This window comes from Xenorhabdus entomophaga, assembly GCF_037996725.1.
Taxonomy (GTDB): Bacteria; Pseudomonadota; Gammaproteobacteria; order Enterobacterales; family Enterobacteriaceae; genus Xenorhabdus; species Xenorhabdus khoisanae.
Map to the genome: position 1 here is coordinate 1 of NZ_JBBMXH010000099.1, position 17660 is coordinate 17660.

23 protein-coding genes are annotated in these 17660 nt (G+C 45.7%); 15 read left to right on the plus strand and 8 right to left on the minus strand.

The window, feature by feature from the left end; all coding sequences use genetic code 11:
- The 8 genes from AAC854_RS17570 to mlaF all read right to left on the minus strand — a co-directional run.
- Nucleotides 1-652: type VI secretion system baseplate subunit TssF (locus tag AAC854_RS17570; RefSeq protein ID WP_340618260.1), on the minus strand; the 652-nt coding region annotated here is incomplete at its 3' end.
- 451 nt (nucleotides 653-1103) lie between these two features.
- Nucleotides 1104-2366: a UDP-N-acetylglucosamine 1-carboxyvinyltransferase gene (murA, locus tag AAC854_RS17575; protein ID WP_340618261.1), complete on the minus strand. Its 1263-nt coding sequence runs from the start codon at nucleotides 2364-2366 to the stop codon at nucleotides 1104-1106.
- 57 nt (nucleotides 2367-2423) lie between these two features.
- Nucleotides 2424-2678, minus strand: a complete 255-nt coding sequence (gene ibaG / locus AAC854_RS17580; RefSeq protein WP_340618262.1) for a BolA family iron metabolism protein IbaG — start codon at nucleotides 2676-2678, stop codon at nucleotides 2424-2426.
- 150 nt (nucleotides 2679-2828) lie between these two features.
- Nucleotides 2829-3182: a lipid asymmetry maintenance protein MlaB gene (gene mlaB / locus AAC854_RS17585; RefSeq protein ID WP_340618263.1), complete on the minus strand. Its 354-nt coding sequence runs from the start codon at nucleotides 3180-3182 to the stop codon at nucleotides 2829-2831.
- A 1-nt stretch (nucleotide 3183) separates the two neighbouring features.
- Nucleotides 3184-3813, minus strand: coding sequence for a phospholipid-binding protein MlaC (gene mlaC, locus AAC854_RS17590; RefSeq protein WP_340618264.1), 630 nt, complete (start codon nucleotides 3811-3813; stop codon nucleotides 3184-3186).
- Between the two features lie 33 nt (nucleotides 3814-3846).
- Nucleotides 3847-4359, minus strand: a complete 513-nt coding sequence (mlaD, locus tag AAC854_RS17595) for an outer membrane lipid asymmetry maintenance protein MlaD (protein ID WP_340618265.1) — start codon at nucleotides 4357-4359, stop codon at nucleotides 3847-3849.
- Between the two features lie 4 nt (nucleotides 4360-4363).
- A complete protein-coding gene (gene mlaE / locus AAC854_RS17600; protein ID WP_047963593.1) occupies nucleotides 4364-5146 on the minus strand; it encodes a lipid asymmetry maintenance ABC transporter permease subunit MlaE in 783 nt (260 codons plus the stop codon).
- A 10-nt stretch (nucleotides 5147-5156) separates the two neighbouring features.
- Entirely contained in the window at nucleotides 5157-5960 is an 804-nt protein-coding gene (mlaF, locus tag AAC854_RS17605) for a phospholipid ABC transporter ATP-binding protein MlaF (protein WP_340618266.1), read from the minus strand.
- Between the two features lie 231 nt (nucleotides 5961-6191).
- Here mlaF and AAC854_RS17610 point away from each other — a divergent pair, with 231 nt between their 5' ends.
- The 15 genes from AAC854_RS17610 to AAC854_RS17680 form a co-directional block, all read left to right on the plus strand.
- Nucleotides 6192-7169: a calcium/sodium antiporter gene (locus tag AAC854_RS17610; RefSeq protein ID WP_340618267.1), complete on the plus strand. Its 978-nt coding sequence runs from the start codon at nucleotides 6192-6194 to the stop codon at nucleotides 7167-7169.
- A gap of 35 nt (nucleotides 7170-7204) precedes the next feature.
- Nucleotides 7205-8173 carry an arabinose-5-phosphate isomerase KdsD gene (kdsD, locus tag AAC854_RS17615; protein WP_340618268.1) on the plus strand — a complete coding sequence of 323 codons (969 nt, stop codon included), beginning with the start codon at nucleotides 7205-7207 and terminating at the stop codon, nucleotides 8171-8173.
- 27 nt (nucleotides 8174-8200) lie between these two features.
- Nucleotides 8201-8764 (plus strand): 3-deoxy-manno-octulosonate-8-phosphatase KdsC, encoded by a 564-nt coding sequence (gene kdsC, locus AAC854_RS17620; RefSeq protein WP_340618269.1) that lies wholly within the window; start codon nucleotides 8201-8203, stop codon nucleotides 8762-8764.
- A gap of 18 nt (nucleotides 8765-8782) precedes the next feature.
- Nucleotides 8783-9376: an LPS export ABC transporter periplasmic protein LptC gene (lptC, locus tag AAC854_RS17625; protein WP_340618270.1), complete on the plus strand. Its 594-nt coding sequence runs from the start codon at nucleotides 8783-8785 to the stop codon at nucleotides 9374-9376.
- The gene (lptA, locus tag AAC854_RS17630; RefSeq protein WP_340618271.1) at nucleotides 9357-9911 is read left to right on the plus strand and encodes a lipopolysaccharide ABC transporter substrate-binding protein LptA; all 555 of its coding nucleotides are present in this window, start codon (nucleotides 9357-9359) and stop codon (nucleotides 9909-9911) included. The genes lptC and lptA overlap by 20 nt, the downstream gene beginning before the upstream one ends.
- A gap of 6 nt (nucleotides 9912-9917) precedes the next feature.
- Nucleotides 9918-10643, plus strand: a complete 726-nt coding sequence (lptB, locus tag AAC854_RS17635) for an LPS export ABC transporter ATP-binding protein (RefSeq protein WP_340618272.1) — start codon at nucleotides 9918-9920, stop codon at nucleotides 10641-10643.
- A 74-nt stretch (nucleotides 10644-10717) separates the two neighbouring features.
- On the plus strand, nucleotides 10718-12163 hold the full coding sequence (gene rpoN, locus AAC854_RS17640; RefSeq protein ID WP_340618273.1) for an RNA polymerase factor sigma-54: 1446 nt from the start codon (nucleotides 10718-10720) through the stop codon (nucleotides 12161-12163).
- Between the two features lie 23 nt (nucleotides 12164-12186).
- Nucleotides 12187-12474, plus strand: a complete 288-nt coding sequence (gene hpf / locus AAC854_RS17645; RefSeq protein WP_340618274.1) for a ribosome hibernation promoting factor — start codon at nucleotides 12187-12189, stop codon at nucleotides 12472-12474.
- A gap of 176 nt (nucleotides 12475-12650) precedes the next feature.
- The gene (gene ptsN / locus AAC854_RS17650) at nucleotides 12651-13118 is read left to right on the plus strand and encodes a PTS IIA-like nitrogen regulatory protein PtsN (RefSeq protein WP_340618275.1); all 468 of its coding nucleotides are present in this window, start codon (nucleotides 12651-12653) and stop codon (nucleotides 13116-13118) included.
- 39 nt (nucleotides 13119-13157) lie between these two features.
- Complete coding sequence (gene rapZ / locus AAC854_RS17655) at nucleotides 13158-14009, plus strand: RNase adapter RapZ (protein WP_047963568.1); 852 nt, start codon at nucleotides 13158-13160, stop codon at nucleotides 14007-14009.
- 20 nt (nucleotides 14010-14029) lie between these two features.
- The gene (npr, locus tag AAC854_RS17660) at nucleotides 14030-14302 is read left to right on the plus strand and encodes a PTS phosphocarrier protein NPr (protein WP_273548837.1); all 273 of its coding nucleotides are present in this window, start codon (nucleotides 14030-14032) and stop codon (nucleotides 14300-14302) included.
- Between the two features lie 471 nt (nucleotides 14303-14773).
- On the plus strand, nucleotides 14774-16006 hold the full coding sequence (gene alr / locus AAC854_RS17665) for an alanine racemase (RefSeq protein WP_340618276.1): 1233 nt from the start codon (nucleotides 14774-14776) through the stop codon (nucleotides 16004-16006).
- 206 nt (nucleotides 16007-16212) lie between these two features.
- Nucleotides 16213-16623 carry a nucleoside diphosphate kinase regulator gene (gene rnk, locus AAC854_RS17670; protein ID WP_047963565.1) on the plus strand — a complete coding sequence of 137 codons (411 nt, stop codon included), beginning with the start codon at nucleotides 16213-16215 and terminating at the stop codon, nucleotides 16621-16623.
- Nucleotides 16624-16830: 207 nt separating this feature from the next.
- Nucleotides 16831-16989: a hypothetical protein gene (locus tag AAC854_RS17675; RefSeq protein ID WP_340618277.1), complete on the plus strand. Its 159-nt coding sequence runs from the start codon at nucleotides 16831-16833 to the stop codon at nucleotides 16987-16989.
- 575 nt (nucleotides 16990-17564) lie between these two features.
- Nucleotides 17565-17660 (plus strand): type II toxin-antitoxin system HicA family toxin (locus tag AAC854_RS17680; protein ID WP_340615708.1); only part of this gene is annotated, 96 nt, incomplete at its 3' end.

Genomic DNA, 17660 nt, shown 5'->3' on the forward strand with positions numbered 1-17660 from the left:
CTGGACTATCAAACACATTGTGCCAGCCATAAGGTAAACTGCTCAGTTTTCGCCGCTCGCCCTGTGTTATCAGGCTGACATCACAAAGGTGTTGATCCAGCCACAGACTGAACTGGGCGGCACGTTCCGTATCAGTGCCGAGGAAAAACGTTAATGTGCCACTTTGCCAGACCGGAGACGCGGGGCCGGTCTGGCACAGGGTCAATATGATCTCACTGTGAGTTCCCGTTTTCTTTACCGCTCGTTCCTGCACGATTAACGGTTCAATATGCAGCGGACGACGGGTTTTAAAGGTCAGTAACTGCCCGTTGCGGTGAGCCGAAACGGACGTACCCGCAGGCATATCGGCAGTGCCCTGATGCTCACCCTCAGCAGGATAGAATTGCAGTGTCGTGGTCGGAGGAATAGGACATAACGCTAACGGCCAGATCCGGGACAGAATACCGTGCGTGATTTCGGGGAGATCGTCCTCCAGTTTATCCCGTAAATTGGCAATCAACAAAGCAAACGCTTCGAAGAGACGTTCAATATCAGGATCATGGGATGAAGACAGTAAATCAGCCAGATGCGGCGATTCTTTCGCCACACGCTGTGCCAATTCCCGCAGGTAGGCGCGTTCTTGCAGGTACAGCGATTCCTTGTTGTTTTTCATTATGTCATTCTGTGATATAAGAAAATTTATTAATCAGAGCGGTTATTGTACACACTCACCGATAAAATTAATTAATCAATTAGATGGGATTTTTGTCTGATTTTGGCGGAACATGGGGGAAATAGCGGAATATACACGGTAATTCAGCCAAAAATATGGCTGACACGAATAGTCACGGTTTGACTCCCCCGCCTAACCATTAATATCTTTCTCTACAAAAACGATCCACCACCTGTCAGGATCGCTTTCGGGTGGCGAAACACCGTAGCTCCGTTTATTTTTAACCTACTGCCTCAACAGGCCGATGCAGTAAAAAAAGGAGAAATCACACCACGTCACGAATAATGAGGAATGGGATGAATCGTACCATCACATTCCTCATAAAAAGATTGACAGTTGTTAGCCCTTTACGGACGAGGGATTGAATGAACGAAGAAAAAACTAATTTCGCTTAATCAGTTGACTTAATTCGCTCAATATTCGCTCCAAGACCACGCAGTTTATCTTCGATATGCTCGTAACCTCGGTCGATATGATAAATACGATCGACAACTGTAGTTCCTTCAGCAATACAACCTGCCAGCACTAAACTTGCAGAGGCGCGCAAGTCAGTCGCCATCACCTGAGCGCCGGACAGTTTTTCAACGCCGTGGCATAGCACTGTATTACTCTCAATTTCTGCCCGAGCGCCCATACGAATCAACTCAGGAATGTGCATAAAGCGATTTTCAAAGATGGTTTCAGTGATCATTCCTGCGCCATCTGCAACCATATTCAACAGGCTGAATTGTGCCTGCATATCGGTCGGGAAGCCCGGATGCGGAGCCGTGCGGAATGTGACTGCTTTAGGGCGCTGACCGTGCATATCAAGGCTAACCCAGTCCTCTCCAACTTTGATGTCCGCCCCCGCCTCACGCAGTTTCGCTAAAACAGCATCCAGTGTACCGGGCTTGGCATGGCGGCAAACCACTTTGCCGCGGGAAATCGCCGCAGCCACCAGGAAAGTGCCCGTTTCGATACGATCAGGCAGCACACGATGAACCCCACCACCTAAACGTTCAACCCCCTCAATCACGATGCGATCAGTGCCTGCACCACTGATTTTTGCTCCCAACGTATTGAGGAAATCAGCCGTATCTTCAATTTCAGGTTCACGCGCCGCATTCTCAATGACAGTTGTCCCTTCTGCCAATGTTGCCGCTGTCATAATAGTCACTGTTGCCCCGACACTGACTTTATCCATGACAATGCTGGCCCCTTTCAAACGGCCATCTACAGAAGCTTTGACATAACCTTCATCCAGCACGATTGTCGCACCAAGCTGCTCCAGCCCGGAAATATGGAGATCGACAGGACGGGCCCCAATGGCACAACCGCCCGGCAAAGAGACTTGCCCCTGACCAAAACGCGCCACCAGCGGCCCCAATGCCCAGATGGAAGCGCGCATTGTCTTGACCAGTTCGTAAGGAGCACAATATTCATTGACTCCACTGGCATCAACAAAAACGGAGCCATTACGTTCCACTTTCGTTCCTAAGCGATTGAGCAGTTTGATAGTAGTATCAATATCTTTCAATTCAGGAACATTCTGTAATTCAACTGGCTCTTCTGCCAGCAACGCTGCGAACATAATTGGTAATGCGGCATTTTTTGCCCCGGAAATCGTAACCTCTCCCGACAGGCAAGTAGGCCCTTTCACACGAAATTTATCCATCTGTCATAATTCTCTTGTTTAATTCAAAGTGTGCTGTTCGCGGCGAAGCAAACAGCCTCAAAATCCCTGAAGCTTGCGGTCACGTTGCCACTGCGCAGGTGTATAGGCTTTGATTGACAACGCATGAATGCGGTTATCTGCAATGTATTCCATCAAAGGAGCGTAAACGGTCTGCTGTTGTTTAACACGGTTCAGTCCATCAAAAATTGCGCCAACGACAATAACCTGAAAATGGCTGCCATCGCCGCTAACGATAGCTTCATCAAGTGCCAGACTTTCCATCAGCACTTTTTTAATTTCATTAGTATCCATAAATTTGCTCACACCCATCGTTAGAAAATAGTGTCGTTAAAAAAATAATAGTAGATGCCTATCCTAATGGAATCCAGACGACTCTTAAACCAAGAAAAACGCCCCTGTAAGGGGATGGCTTACAAGGGCGCTGATTACCGGAAGGAAGAATTACGTTTTGGGCTGGTTATCGCTAAGAAGACTTTGCAGACCGTACAATGCAACCAACGTTCCCAGACGTTCTCCCACGCCTGAAAGTACCAGCGTTCTACCCTGTTGCTGACACTCTCCCTTCAAGCGAACAAAAAGAGCCAGCCCGGTGGAATCCACATGATGAAGCTGGGAAACATCTATGTTATCGATCCCCTCCATCACGCGGTCTTTTTGTTGCCACAAAGGAAGCAGGCTGTCACGATCCAATGTTCCTTTCAGAAACAGTGTACTCTCCGTTTTCTCCCAGCTCACTGTCTCCTGACTGGCCGATGCTTTACCGGCTATGCTGCTATCAAGCGTATCCTGTTTCATGTCACTTTTTCTTTTCTAAAGTGATTGGCGCTTTCGCGCTGATAGCCAATTGTTCAGTCAGCCCATCAACACCTTTCTGACGCAGGATATCCACCCACTCATTCTGTTTAGTGGTGATCATGCTAACGCCTTCAGCAATCATGTCGTAAGCCTGCCAGTAACCCGTTTTACTGTTTTTACGCCATTGAAAGTCCAAACGAACCGGCGGTTGCCCATTAGAATCAGTAATCGTGACACGGATTGCCACGATTGTCTTATCGCCCAATGGCTGTTCTGGTGCAATTTGGTAATTTTGCCCGTGATACATCGCCAAAGCCTGACCATATGCCTGCTCCAGATAGGACTCAAACGCCTTGAAATAAGCGTCACGCTGCTCAGGTGTCGCTTGTTTGTAATAAGGCCCCAACACCAGTGCCCCAGCATATTTTATTTGCACATAAGGCAACAATTCTTGGCGTACAATTTGACGCAGGGTGTCTGGGTTCGCCTGAATCTGCGGTTGATCATTTTTCAAACGGGTAAACGTTTTTTCTGCCGCATCTTTCATCAAGGCGTAGGGATTAGTTTGATCCGTAGCGCTGGCCAATGGCGCAACCACAAGCAACGCAACCATGAGTAATCGCTTAAACATAAGTATTATTTCTCCTAAGCATTAGTTTACTGGTTAGTGTGCTTGTTCAGGTGTCGAAGCGGATTTTTCCTGATTTCCGCTACCGCTCTTATACAAGAACTGACCAATCAAATCTTCAAGTACCATCGCTGGCTTGGTATCTTCAATCTTGTCTCCATCTTTCAACATGGAGGTTCCCAAGTCAGGGTCATCAAAACCAATATTGAGTGCAATATATTGTTCACCCAACAACCCTGAAGTTCGGATAGAAAGCGAGCTGGTATTTGGTATATTGTCGTACTGCGTAAAAATATCCAATTCAACCTGTGGTGTATAGGTTTTGTGATCCAACCAGATTTTTTCCACACGGCCAATCACCACGCCACCGACTTTCACCGGTGAACGCACTTTCAGGCCGCCAATATTGTCAAATGCGGCATAGACACGATAAGTTGTCTGACTGCCGAAAGAACGTATATCCGCCACTTTCAGACATAAAAAAATGATTGCAGCCAACGCAATCAGGACAAAAGCCCCAACCCAAATTTCATTTTTCTTGTTTTGCATCAACTTAATTCCCAAACATCAGTGCTGTCAGCACAAAATCCAAACCCAATACCGCCAACGACGCATGAACTACTGTACGCGTTGTCGCCCTGCTGATCCCCTCTGACGTTGGGATAGCGTCATAACCATTGAACAGAGCAATCCACGTTACTGTGATGGCAAAAACGACACTTTTGAGAAAACAGTTCAGCAAGTCTTTTTGCCATTCCACCGCAGATTGCATGGACGACCAGAAAAAGCCCCCATCAATGCCTTTCCAATCCACGCCGACAATCGCGCCACCCATGATCCCAACAGCAACAAAGATCAGAGACAACAAAGGCATACTGATAAAACCCGCCCAAAAACGTGGAGCAACAACTCGACGCAGTGGGTCAATAGCCATCATCTCCAGACTGGAAATTTGCTCCGTCGCTTTCATCAAACCAATTTCTGCGGTCAAAGCCGAACCCGCCCGCCCCGCAAACAACAGCGCCGTCACCACAGGCCCTAATTCACGCAGCAATGAAAGCGCCACCATCATGCCAAGGCTGCCCTCGGCACTGAATGTGGTCAAAACCAGATAGCCCTGCAACGCCAGAACCATACCGATAAACAGCCCTGAAACCACAATAATCAGCAAAGACTGAACACCCACGCTATAAAGTTGCTGACGCAAGAGTTTCCATTGCCTGGCAGGCTCCGGCTTACCAATAAGTGCACTGAACAACATGAAACCCGCACGACCGAATGAAGCCGTAACCTCAATCATGCGCCGGCCCAATGCCGCCAATGCTCGTGTTAACATCACCATTCCATTATCCTAATAACTCAGTTTTGTAATCCCCAGCAGGGAAACGGAAAGGTACTGGCCCATCAGCGATACCATCCAGAAATTGCCGTACCCGCTGATCCTGATTCGTTTTCAATTGTTCTGGCGTCCCTTCTGCGATCACTTTCCGTTCAGCCACAATATAGGCATAGTCAGCAATACTCAGTACTTCAGGTACATCGTGGGAAACCACAACACACGTAACACCCAGTGCGTGATTCAGTTCATCGATCAGTTTCACCAGAACCCCCATCGTGATAGGGTCTTGACCAACGAACGGTTCATCAAACATGATTAAATCAGGATCAAGTGCAATTGCCCTCGCCAATGCCGCTCGCCTTGCCATGCCGCCAGACAGTTCCGATGGCATCAAGTACGCAGCACCACGCAGCCCTACCGCTTCCAATTTCATCATCACAGTTGTATGAATCAACTCTTCGGGTAATTGGGTATGTTCACGCAAAGGAAAAGCGACATTGTCAAAAACATTCAGATCGGTAAACAATGCCCCCGACTGAAATAACATGCTCATTTTTTTGCGTGCAGCATAAAGGCGTGGACGGGACAACGCTGGAATATTATCGCCATCAAACCAGATTTCGCCGCGTTCAGGGCGGATTTGCCCCCCAATCAGACGCAGCAAGGTGGTTTTTCCTATACCGGAAGGCCCCATGATGGCGGTAATTTTTCCTTTCGGGACGGTCAGATTAATATCAGCAAAAATCGGGCGTTGACCTCGGGTGAAATACATACCGCAGATCTCAATTAGATTTGCTGTTTGTTGACTCATTGTTGATAGCCCCTAACCGTTAATAGAACTGTCTTCATTACTTTATTTAAATAATCCATGACGCATACTACAAAAAAATTGCCCAGTTTGCGTTAGCAAAGTGGTGACAAATTTTACTTTTTATCTCTTGACCGTCAGAATGTATAAGTCTAGCTGAATAAACATTTCATGTTTAGAAATCAACCATTATTAGCATTATGCTCGGAATAAATCTTATTTAAGGCGCCCCCCATGTTTCTGACTATTGTACTGCTCATTACCGGGTTGATTTTACTAGTGTATGCTTCCGATAGATTGGTTTATGGTGCTGCGGTTTTTGCCCGTGCCCTGAAAATCCCTCCATTTATTATTGGCTTGATCATTATCGGAATCGGAACCTCACTGCCAGAACTCATGGTGTCTATCACAGCAATTTTAGACGGGCTGCCGGATATGGCCGTAGGCAATGCCATTGGTTCCAATATTACTAACCTGCTGCTGATTACAGGCGCTGCGGCTTTCATCAGACCAATCACAGTGAAATCCAATATCCTGCGTCGGGAAGTTCCACTGATGCTGGTGATCACTGCATTTGCCGGATATCTGTTATCTAACAGCTACCTAAGCCGTCTGGATGGTATCCTTTTATTGCTCTCAGCTCTTTTCTTCATCGCCCTGATGATCAAAATGACCTCATTATCCCAGTCTGATAGCACGGATAGTTATACTCAGGAACGAAATGCGGAATTACCTGTCGAAGGCAACAAAGGTATTGCCCTGCTTTGGGTTGTTTTGGGTTTGATTATTCTCCCCATTTCTACCCGTATGGTGATTGACAACGCAACTGTCATTGCGCGCATTTATGAAGTGAGTGAACTGGTCATCGGCCTGACTATTCTTGCCGTGGGAACCAGCTTACCTGAACTCGCCACTACGATTGCCGCAGCCATAAAAGGTGAGAATGATATGGCAATGGGAAGTATCATTGGCTCTAATGTATTCAATATCACCCTCGTTTTGGGTCTTCCCGCCGTACTTTCCCCCAGCGTTATTTCGCCTGAAGCTTTTTCCCGGGATTTTTGGGTCATGATGGCAGCCAGTATACTATTCACGGTATTCTGTCTGGGAAGAAAGCACCGATTGAACCGATTGAACGGCATCTTGTTATTGGGCTGTTTTATCACTTATTTTGTCGTACTTTTTGTGTCTAATTATTACGGTACTCATTAATTGCCGATTGAATGGGAAAAGAGTGGGAAATAGAAATGCCTAAGATCGATTTTCAGCAAGCAGGTAAGAAAGTATTACATATCGAACTCGACGGACTGGCGGGTCTGGAACAATATATCAATGACGATTTCAGTCAGGCCTGTGAATTGATGTTTAATTGTGAGGGAAAAGTCATTGTCATGGGAATGGGCAAATCCGGCCACATTGGGCGGAAAATCGCTGCAACATTTGCCAGTACCGGTACTCCTTCTTTCTTTGTCCACCCCGGCGAGGCCAGCCACGGCGATCTTGGCATGGTGACATCAAAAGATATCGTTCTGGCAATCTCTAATTCAGGTGAATCAAATGAAATTCTGGCGTTGATTCCTGTCCTCAAGCGACAAAAAGTTCCGCTAATCTGCATGACAAATCACTATGCCAGTAGCATGGGAAAAGCCGCTGATGTCCATTTATGTATTAAAACGCCACAGGAAGCCTGCCCGTTGGGGCTTGCACCAACCACCAGCACGACAGCCACGCTTGTCATGGGAGATGCTTTGGCCGTTGCCCTCTTACAAGCCCGTGGTTTTACTGCCGAAGATTTTGCACTTTCCCACCCGGGTGGCGCACTGGGACGCAAACTTCTATTACTGGTCAGTGACTTAATGACCACAGGTGATGACATTCCCCGTGTTCCGCGTACAGCAACATTGCGTGAAGCTTTGGTGGAAATCACTCGCAAGAAGCTGGGTATGACAGTGATTTGCGATGATGACATGCAGATTAACGGAATTTTTACTGATGGCGATTTACGCCGGGTTTTCGATATGGGAATCGATTTAAACCATGCGAAAATCTCTGATGTGATGACCTCCGGAGGCATCCGCATCAAACCCAATGCGCTGGCCGTTGATGCGTTAAATCTGATGCAATCACGCCACATTACGTCCCTGTTGGTTACAGAAGGAGATAAATTGTTTGGCGTATTACATATGCACGACCTTTTACAGGCCGGGGTCGTATAATAGTATAAACCTTAAGAGAATTCCTTAATGAATCAAAAAGAGTCTCTGGACACCTGCTATGGTCCGGTTAACAAAGATATTATCGAAAAAGCCAGTAAAATTCGTCTTCTGATTTGTGATGTTGATGGTGTCATGTCTGATGGTCTGATCTACATGGGGAATCAAGGGGAAGAGCTGAAAGCATTTAATGTTCGTGATGGTTATGGCATCCGTTGTTTAATCACTTCGGGCATTGAAGTTGCGATTATTACCGGCCGCAAGGCAAAACTGCTGGAAGATCGCGCAAAAACATTAGGCATTACACATCTTTACCAAGGCCAAAACGATAAGCTTTTGGCGTATCAAGAACTGTTGGATAAACTAGCGTTACAGCCAGAGCAAGTTGCCTATATTGGTGACGACCTTATTGACTGGCCCGTTATGGCACAGGTTGGATTATCTGCTGCGGTTGCTGATGCCCATCCACTTCTGTTGCCGAAGGCAAATTATGTGACCCGGATTGCGGGTGGTCGTGGTGCAGTCAGGGAACTTTGTGATTTGGTGCTCTTCGCTCAAAATAAGCTGGAAGATGCCAAAGGATTATCCATATAAACTAAAACTGAAAAAAGAATGAGCAAAATTCAATCCTGGCTGATTGCAACACTGATACTGATCGCGCTTGCGCTGATTGGCTGGAATTTATCTAATGTAAATGATGATACGTCATCCACCATTGTGGACGACGGTTATCCCACTTATCAAACCCAAAAAGCCATTACTTTCGTCTATGATCCAGAAGGAAAGTTAGTTTACAAACTGGTCTCCGACGATGTTAAAAACTATGCGGAAACGAAACTGACTTGGTTTACCAAGCCCGTATTAACAACATTTGATCCGAATAGCATCTCTGGAACCCCAATCCCTACATGGACGGTACGTTCCAATCAGGCCCAACTAACCAATGATAAGATGCTCTACCTGTATGGGGATGTCCAAGTGGATAGCCTGTCCGATGCGTCACAACTGCAACGGATCACAACAGACAATGCGACCGTCAATCTCACAACACAAGATGTCGCATCTGATGACCAAGCCACCCTTATTGGCATTGATATAAAGTCTGTTGGCATGAAAATGCGCGGCAATCTGCGAAACAAAACTGCTGAATTGATTGAAAAGGTGACCACTCGTTATGAGATTCCACATGAACAACCTAATCCGTAATACCGTTATTGCCAGTACGCTTTTTGCAACCAGCCTGCCTGTGCTGGCCTTGAAAGATGATACGAAAAAGCCTATTACCATTGATTCAGCGAGGCAGTCGCTGGATTTAACCGGTAACGTTGCCACATTTACGGACAGCGTTGTTGTCAAACAAGGCTCTATCGATATTCATGCAGATAAAGTCGTTGTCACCCGTCCAGAAGGGGATTCGAATAAGACTGTCATTGAAGCCTTCGGCAACCCAGCGACTTTCTACCAATTGCAGGATGACGGCAAACCCATCAAGGGGCATGCCTCAAAGATGCGCTATGAGATGAACAATGAGCTGGTTACCCTGACAGGTAATGCCTATCTTGAACAGTTGGACAGTAATATCAAGGGCGATAAAATCACTTATCTGGTACCAACACAACAAATGGAAGCCTTTAGTGATAAAGGTAAACGTGTTACCACCGTCCTGTTACCTGCTCAGCTACAGGAAAAAGGCACGGGCGCTGATGTTCAAAAAAATGATGTTCAAAAAAAGAGTAAATAACGGCATATGGCAATACTAAACGCAGAAAATCTGGCTAAGGCCTATAAAGGCCGTAAGGTCGTTGAGAACGTCAGCCTAAAAGTGAATTCAGGGGAAATTGTTGGCTTACTTGGCCCTAATGGCGCAGGTAAAACCACCACTTTCTACATGGTCGTCGGCATTGTTCCACGTGATACCGGCGCCATTACGATTGATGAAGAAGACATCAGCCTGATGCCTCTGCATGAACGCGCCCGTCGTGGGATAGGCTATTTGCCGCAAGAACCCTCTATTTTTCGTCGTCTGAGCGTATTAGACAATTTGATGGCTGTCCTTGAGATCCGCAAAGACTTAAATCAGGAACAACGAAGAGCGCGCGCAAAAGAGTTGATGGAAGAATTTCACATCGCTCATCTGAGTGATAATCTCGGGCAATCACTTTCTGGTGGCGAACGCCGCCGTGTAGAAATTGCCCGGGCGCTGGCCGCTAATCCCAAATTCATCCTATTGGATGAGCCTTTCGCGGGTGTTGACCCAATTTCCGTACTGGATATTAAAAAGATCATTCAACACCTGCGGGATTGCGGTCTGGGTGTCCTGATTACCGACCATAATGTCCGTGAAACACTGGATGTCTGCGAGCGTGCTTATATCGTTAGTCAAGGCAACCTGATTGCCCACGGAACGCCTGAGGAAATCCTGAGTAACGAACAGGTCAAACGCGTCTATCTGGGTGAAGGTTTCCGCCTTTAATCCTCATTCTTCTGTCAGCCAGACGCAATGCAGGGAATCATTCAAGCTAGATTTAAGGAGAAAGTGGTAACGCTATGAAGCAAAGTTTGCAACTCAGGCTCAGTCAACAATTGGCGATGACGCCCCAGCTCCAGCAAGCTATCCGTTTGTTGCAACTTTCTACGCTTGAACTTCAGCAAGAGATCCAGCAAGCGTTGGAAACCAACCCGCTGCTTGAACAAGATGATCTGCATCAGGAAGTGGATAGCCAAGAGCTTCCTGACGCTGATTTTGAAACAGCAGCGCTGGACACCCGCGAAGCACTTGAACAGAAAAATATGCCTGAAGAGCTGCCATTGGATACCAGTTGGGATGAAATTTACTCCGCTGGCACGCCTTCAGGAACCAGCAGTGACTACAACGTGGATGATTTTCCCATGTATCAGGGAGAAACCACCCAGACACTGCAGGATTATCTGATGTGGCAGGCTGATTTGACCCCGTTTACCGAAACGGACTCTGCCATTGCCACTTCGATTATTGATGCGATTGATGATACGGGTTACCTGACCGTTTCGACCGACGAAATTCTTACCGGCATGGGTGATGATGAACTCATGCTGGAAGAGGTTGAAACCGTTCTCAAACGCATACAGCATTTTGATCCCATTGGTGTTGCTGCCCGTGATTTACGTGAATGCCTGCTTATCCAACTTTCAATACTGCCGCCAGGGACACCTCACTTAAACGACGCCAAACTCGTTGTCAGCAAGTACCTTGAATTGCTGGGCAACCGGGACTTCCGTAATTTATTACGTCAGAGCAAATTAAAAGAGATCACCCTAAAAGGGGCAATTGATATCATTCAATCACTGGAGCCGAAACCGGGGTTGGCAGTCAATACCGGTGAACCCGAGTATGTTATTCCTGATGTATTGGTGCAGAAAGAAAATGAAAGCTGGCAAGTCAGGCTAAATACCGATAGCATCCCCCGTCTGCGCATCAACCAACATTACGCAGCACTGGGGCAGCAGGCCCATAATGAGAGTGACAGCCTGTTCATTCGTAATAATTTGCAAGAGGCCAAGTGGCTGATAAAAAGCCTCGAGAGCCGCAATGAGACATTATTGAAAGTCTCAAGCTGCATTGTTGAACGGCAACAAGAATTTTTTGAATATGGTGAGGAACACATGAAACCGCTGGTACTGGCTGATATCGCCTATCAGGTTGACATGCATGAATCCACCATTTCCCGTGTGACGACACAGAAATACCTGTATAGCCCACGAGGAATTTTTGAACTTAAATATTTTTTCTCCAGTCACGTCAACACCGATAGCGGAGGCGAAGCTTCTTCTACCGCAATACGTGCTCTGGTGAAAAAACTGGTCGCGGCAGAAAACCCGGCCAAGCCTCTGAGTGACAGTAAATTAACCAGTATACTGGCTGAACAAGGCATTCAAGTGGCGCGGCGAACTGTCGCAAAATATAGAGAGTCGTTATCCATCCCGCCTTCAAACCAACGCAAAAAGCTGGTTTGAACAACACAGAGAAGGAAAACACTATGCAACTCAATGTTACAGGCCACAATATTGAAATCACAGATGCTCTGCGCAACATTGTGAACACCAAATGCGGCAAGCTGGATCAATATTTCGATAAGATTAACCTCATTCAGGTCACCCTCCGAGTGGAAAAGGTGCAGAAGATTGCCGAAGCCACAGTGCATGTTAATGGAGGAGAGTTGCATGCAACCTCAGAGCATGAAGACATGTATGCGGCAATTGATTCACTGGCAGATAAACTAGCGCGTCAATTGACCAAACACAAAAGTAAATTGAGACAACATTAACAGCTTTCAGGCAACGGGGCCGTCATACAATTATTGCTGTTCTATCTATATACCCAATGGATTTCAAGACACAGCCAACAAAGCGGCAACTTGAAAGACAACGGATATAAACAGTGCATCAATACCGGATGCCTCAATGGGTATCCGGTATAACAAGGCCCTAAGTGAATAAAGAAATGAACAACGAAACAGATTTACCACTAAGCTCAGTGCTTTCGCCCGAATGTACACGTAATAACGTACCGTGTTCGAGTAAAAAGCGTGCCTTAGAGATTATCAGTGAGCTGGCATCAAAACAGCTTGGATTACCAGAAAATGCTGTATTCGAAGCCATTCTTTCCCGTGAAAAAGTGGGAACAACTGGCATTGGCAACGGGATCGCAATTCCCCATGGAAAATTGGACAAAGAATGCTCTAAGAATGCCGTTGGCGTATTTTTGCATCTGGAACAACCCATCACCTTTGATGCCATAGATAATCAACCTGTTGATCTATTGTTCGCTTTATTGGTGCCATCGGATCAGTGTCAAACTCATTTACACTCACTATCATTGATTGCAAAGCGCCTTGCAGATAAAACCCTCTGCCGTCGTCTGCGCTCAGCACAGAGTGACGAAGAGCTATACAAAATCATTACTGAATAAACAGCGATTACAATTATAAACATTTAGGGGAGTCGCCTCATGGTGCTGATGATAGTCAGTGGTCGTTCAGGTTCCGGAAAATCCGTTGCCCTGCGTGCGTTGGAAGATATGGGCTTCTATTGTGTGGATAACCTACCGGTTGTGTTGCTGCCAGAACTGGCAAACACGCTGGCTGAACGTGATATTTCAGCAGCGGTTAGCATTGATGTCAGAAATATGCCGGAATCACCAGAAGTCTTCGAAGAAGCTCTCACGCAATTACCGGACAGTTTTTCACCACAATTGCTGTTTCTTGATGCGGATCGCAATACCCTGATCCGTCGCTACAGTGACACACGTCGTTTACATCCTCTATCAAGCAAAAATCTGTCACTGGAAAGTGCAATTGACCAAGAAAGTGATCTGCTGGAACCTCTGCGCTCTCGTGCCGATTTGATCATCGATACCTCTGAAATGTCTGTCCATGAACTGGCAGAAATGCTCAGGACACGTTTACTGGGTAAACGGGAACGTGAACTTACCATGGTATTTGAATCTTTTGGTTTCAAACATGGCATCCCGATTGACGCCGACTATGTTTTCGATGTGCGTTTCCTGCCAAACCCTCACTGGGACCCGAAACTGCGTCCAATGACTGGTTTGGATCGCCCAGTAGCCGCATTTTTGGATCGCCATACAGAAGTGCATAACTTCATTTACCAGACCCGCAGTTATCTTGAACTTTGGCTGCCAATGCTGGAAACCAATAACCGCAGCTACCTGACTGTTGCCATTGGCTGTACAGGCGGTAAACACCGTTCTGTCTATGTTGCTGAACAGTTGGCAGATTACTTCCGTTCTCGTGGTAAAAACGTGCAATCACGTCACCGTACACTGGAAAAACGTAAATAGTGCAACCAATGAAGTAAAGCATGACAGTCAAACAACGGCTTGAGATTAAAAACCGGCTTGGCATGCATGCCAGACCTGCGATGAAACTGTATGACCTTGTGCAGCAGTTTCAATCGCAGGTGATCCTGCACAACAGCAATAACTTACAAGCCGAAGCTGATAGCGTGATTGCCATGCTTATGCTGGATTCCGAACAAGGCAGCTATATTGAAGTTGAAGCAACCGGACCTGATGAACAGCAGGCGCTGGCGGCTATTGTTGAACTTTTTAATTCTGGTTTTGACGAAGAATAACATCCCTTCTAAATTGCATAGTATTCGACTTTGCTCTTGCCGATCGGCAAACTCAGATCCAAACGGATATGGGTAACGCTTGACGTCAGTCTCAATTCCCCCTTGAAAAAACCGCCTTCCTCCCATTTTTTACATTGTTCAGCCATTTTTAGTTAGCACATCAAAACTATTTTTTCTCCAAACTATCTCCCATATTTCTACACAAACATAAAAACAGCCGTAAAAACCAACTAAAGATAAAAAATCATTAATATATACTGCTCACTAAATATTCACCAAAGATAAAGCTGAGATTTTTAAATTATTAACTTGGTTAATTATTCTAATAATTTATAAATAGTATTATATTGATAATAAATGTTATCATTCAATGAGTTAAGCATGTGAAATTAGATTAAAAAAAACTTATTATTAAGACGCACTTACAAACAGAACATTATATGTACAGTTCCTAAACTGGAGATTTACTTCATGCGTTTTAATAAAACTACACTGGCTATTTTCCTTGGTCTGACCCTGTGCCAGGGTGTTGCTCAGGCAGCTCCTGTTCTTTCCTCAGACAATGCTCAAGCACAAAAAGTTGCTGCCCACAACAACTCTTGGGTTGAAATCAACCCCACTATTTTCGAAAACAATATCCACACACTGCAAAAAAAACTGAACACAGGCACTAAAATGTGTGCGATTCTGAAAGGCGATGCCTACGGCCATGGTATCGACTTGCTGATGCCATCTATCATTAAAACGGGCGTAAATTGTGTAGGCATTACCAGTAATGAAGAAGCCCGCATCGTGCGTGAAAGCGGCTTTAAAGGACAATTACTGCGTGTCCGCACAGCCGATGTGAGTGAAATTGAAAGCACTCTGGACTATGACATGGAAGAAATGGTCGGTGATCTGGAACAGGCTCAGGCTGTTGATGCTCTGGCTAAAAAACATGGCAAACAAATTCGCGTTCATCTGGCCCTGAACACTGGCCTCATGAGCCGTAACGGTCTGGAAATGAAAACTGAACAGGGTAAACAAGAAGCTCTGAAAATCGTTCAGTTACCTAACCTGAAACTGACCGGCATAATGAGCCACCATGCTCTCACCGATCTGGATGCAATCCGTTCAAGCATTAAGAACTTCCAAGAACAAACTACTTGGTTGATCAAAACCGCCAATCTGAAAAGAGATGAAGTCACACTGCACGCATCAAGTTCTTTTGCGTCAATGAGCATCCCAGAAGCACAATTTGATATGGTACGCGTTGGTAGTGCACTTTACGGCATTCTGACCACCAGCCATCCAGAATACAAACCCCTGATTGAAGTTAAAACCCGTGTTGCTTCTGTCAAGTCATACCCTAAAGGCAATGGTGTTAGCTACGACAACACTCACACCCTGAAACGTGATTCCAAACTCGCTAACCTGCCGGTTGGTTTCTCTGATGGCTTAAGCTCCAACATGTCAAACAAAGCCTATGTTCTGATCAACGGCCACCGTGCCCCCATTGTTGGCAGCATTTCCATGAACACCGCGATGGTAGACGTTACTGACCTGCCTGACGTGAAGGCGGGCGATGAAGTTGTGATCTTCGGTAAACAAGGAAATGACGAAATTACTCAGTCTGACATCCAGAAATGGAGTGGTGTGCACGTTGTTGAGTTATCCTCCATCTGGGGAGAAACCAACCCAAAAATCGTTGTTACAGGCTCCTAATCAGCCATTCCAAATGATATCGTGTTATCCTTCTGACCGTTGTTAAGGAGCCTTATCTCATTAACAACGCAAAACAGTTCGTGATCATGATCTCTTTATTTTCACGGCAGAACAGCCTAATATCATTTTAATCACTTTGAAAATAACACCCCCCTCCTTGCGATGCGGGGGTGTTATTTTATATTGAGCCTAATTTGGAGCGTGGTATGAAAAAACCAAAAATTATTATCAATGAACTGGATGCCGAACGTTTAGATTCTCTGTTGGAACAACCCGCATTTGCGAATACCAGCATCGCAGACGCTTTGAACGAAGAGTTGGATAGAGCCGAAATAGTGGCTCCGGTGGATATTCCAGCCAATGTTGTCACAATGAACAGTGAAATTCGTTTTATTGATTTGGGCAGCAATGAAGAACGTGTTCGCACACTCGTCTATCCGGCATCCCTGAAAGACAGCACCAAACATCTGTCCGTTATGGCTCCTTTGGGCGCTGCGCTTTTGGGTCTGAGAGTGAACGATGAAATCAGCTGGAAATTACCTAACGGCGAAAAGACTCGAATAAAAGTATTAGAGATACTTTATCAACCCGAAGCCGCAGGTGAATATCACCGATAAAATACTATAAAATCAATAGAATAAACCACTGCCACACAAGTGGTTTTTTGCTTTCCGATAGCGAACGGCGACAAAATGGCGACAGAGATTTTTAGCTACGGCTATACTGATCCCCGAAATATCTTTAACTTGCCTTGCCCCCTTGTTTCTAGCGTAATTCATTATTGCTTAATTAAAATTGCACCAACATCATTAAGGATAATGAAAATGTTTACTACAAAACGGAATATCAAAATTGAATTTTCCAAAGACAGTACCCTAATCGATTTGAAAGGACTGTCAGCAGAAGAGGCCATCAAAATTATCGAAACAGCTCAGGCCATCAGAGTTGTACACGCAGACGAAGATAATTCAGCGAAGCAATAAATTTCAGTCCCTCTTATCTCACAACGCCGCGCCACGCTTGAGTTCTTTAATCTGATGCGGCTTTGCTTGGTGATCCAACATTCTCACGTAAAATAGAATTTATCCTTTAATATCATCACATTGATTTTTACCTGCGATCCATCCCACGATCCAAAAACTGCAATTCCCTGTAAATCTTTTCACACCTTTCAGTTTGCGATTTTTCCCACATCACCAGTGCTGGCGCGGTCTGGCGATACCGTTTGTAGAATTCTCAAACTGAAATAACTTTTTGATCCAAAACGTGCAGGCGGGTGCGGTGTAGTCCGTTTTACGTGGGGTTTACGTTTATTTCGTGGGGATTGCGCAGCATGAGATGCAGCGTAAGAACGTGATCCAAATTAACCGTAACGTGCGTCAATCTGATTGTGCATGTTTCTGTGTGCGTTTGGTTGCGCTCTATGGGCGGGTAATCAATGACAGGGTAAAGAGGAGATCACTGCCTATTAATATTTATAGGTATAATACCCATAAATTCATTGACTGAATGTAATTTTGCAGGTATTATACCTACACATTAGCACAATGGAGGATTGATGAGTAGTGCAGAGTTAATCAAACGCCTGATGGCTGACGGTTGGGTAAAGATGCGGCAAGACGGGAGTCATGTCACGCTGGCCAAACCGGGAGTC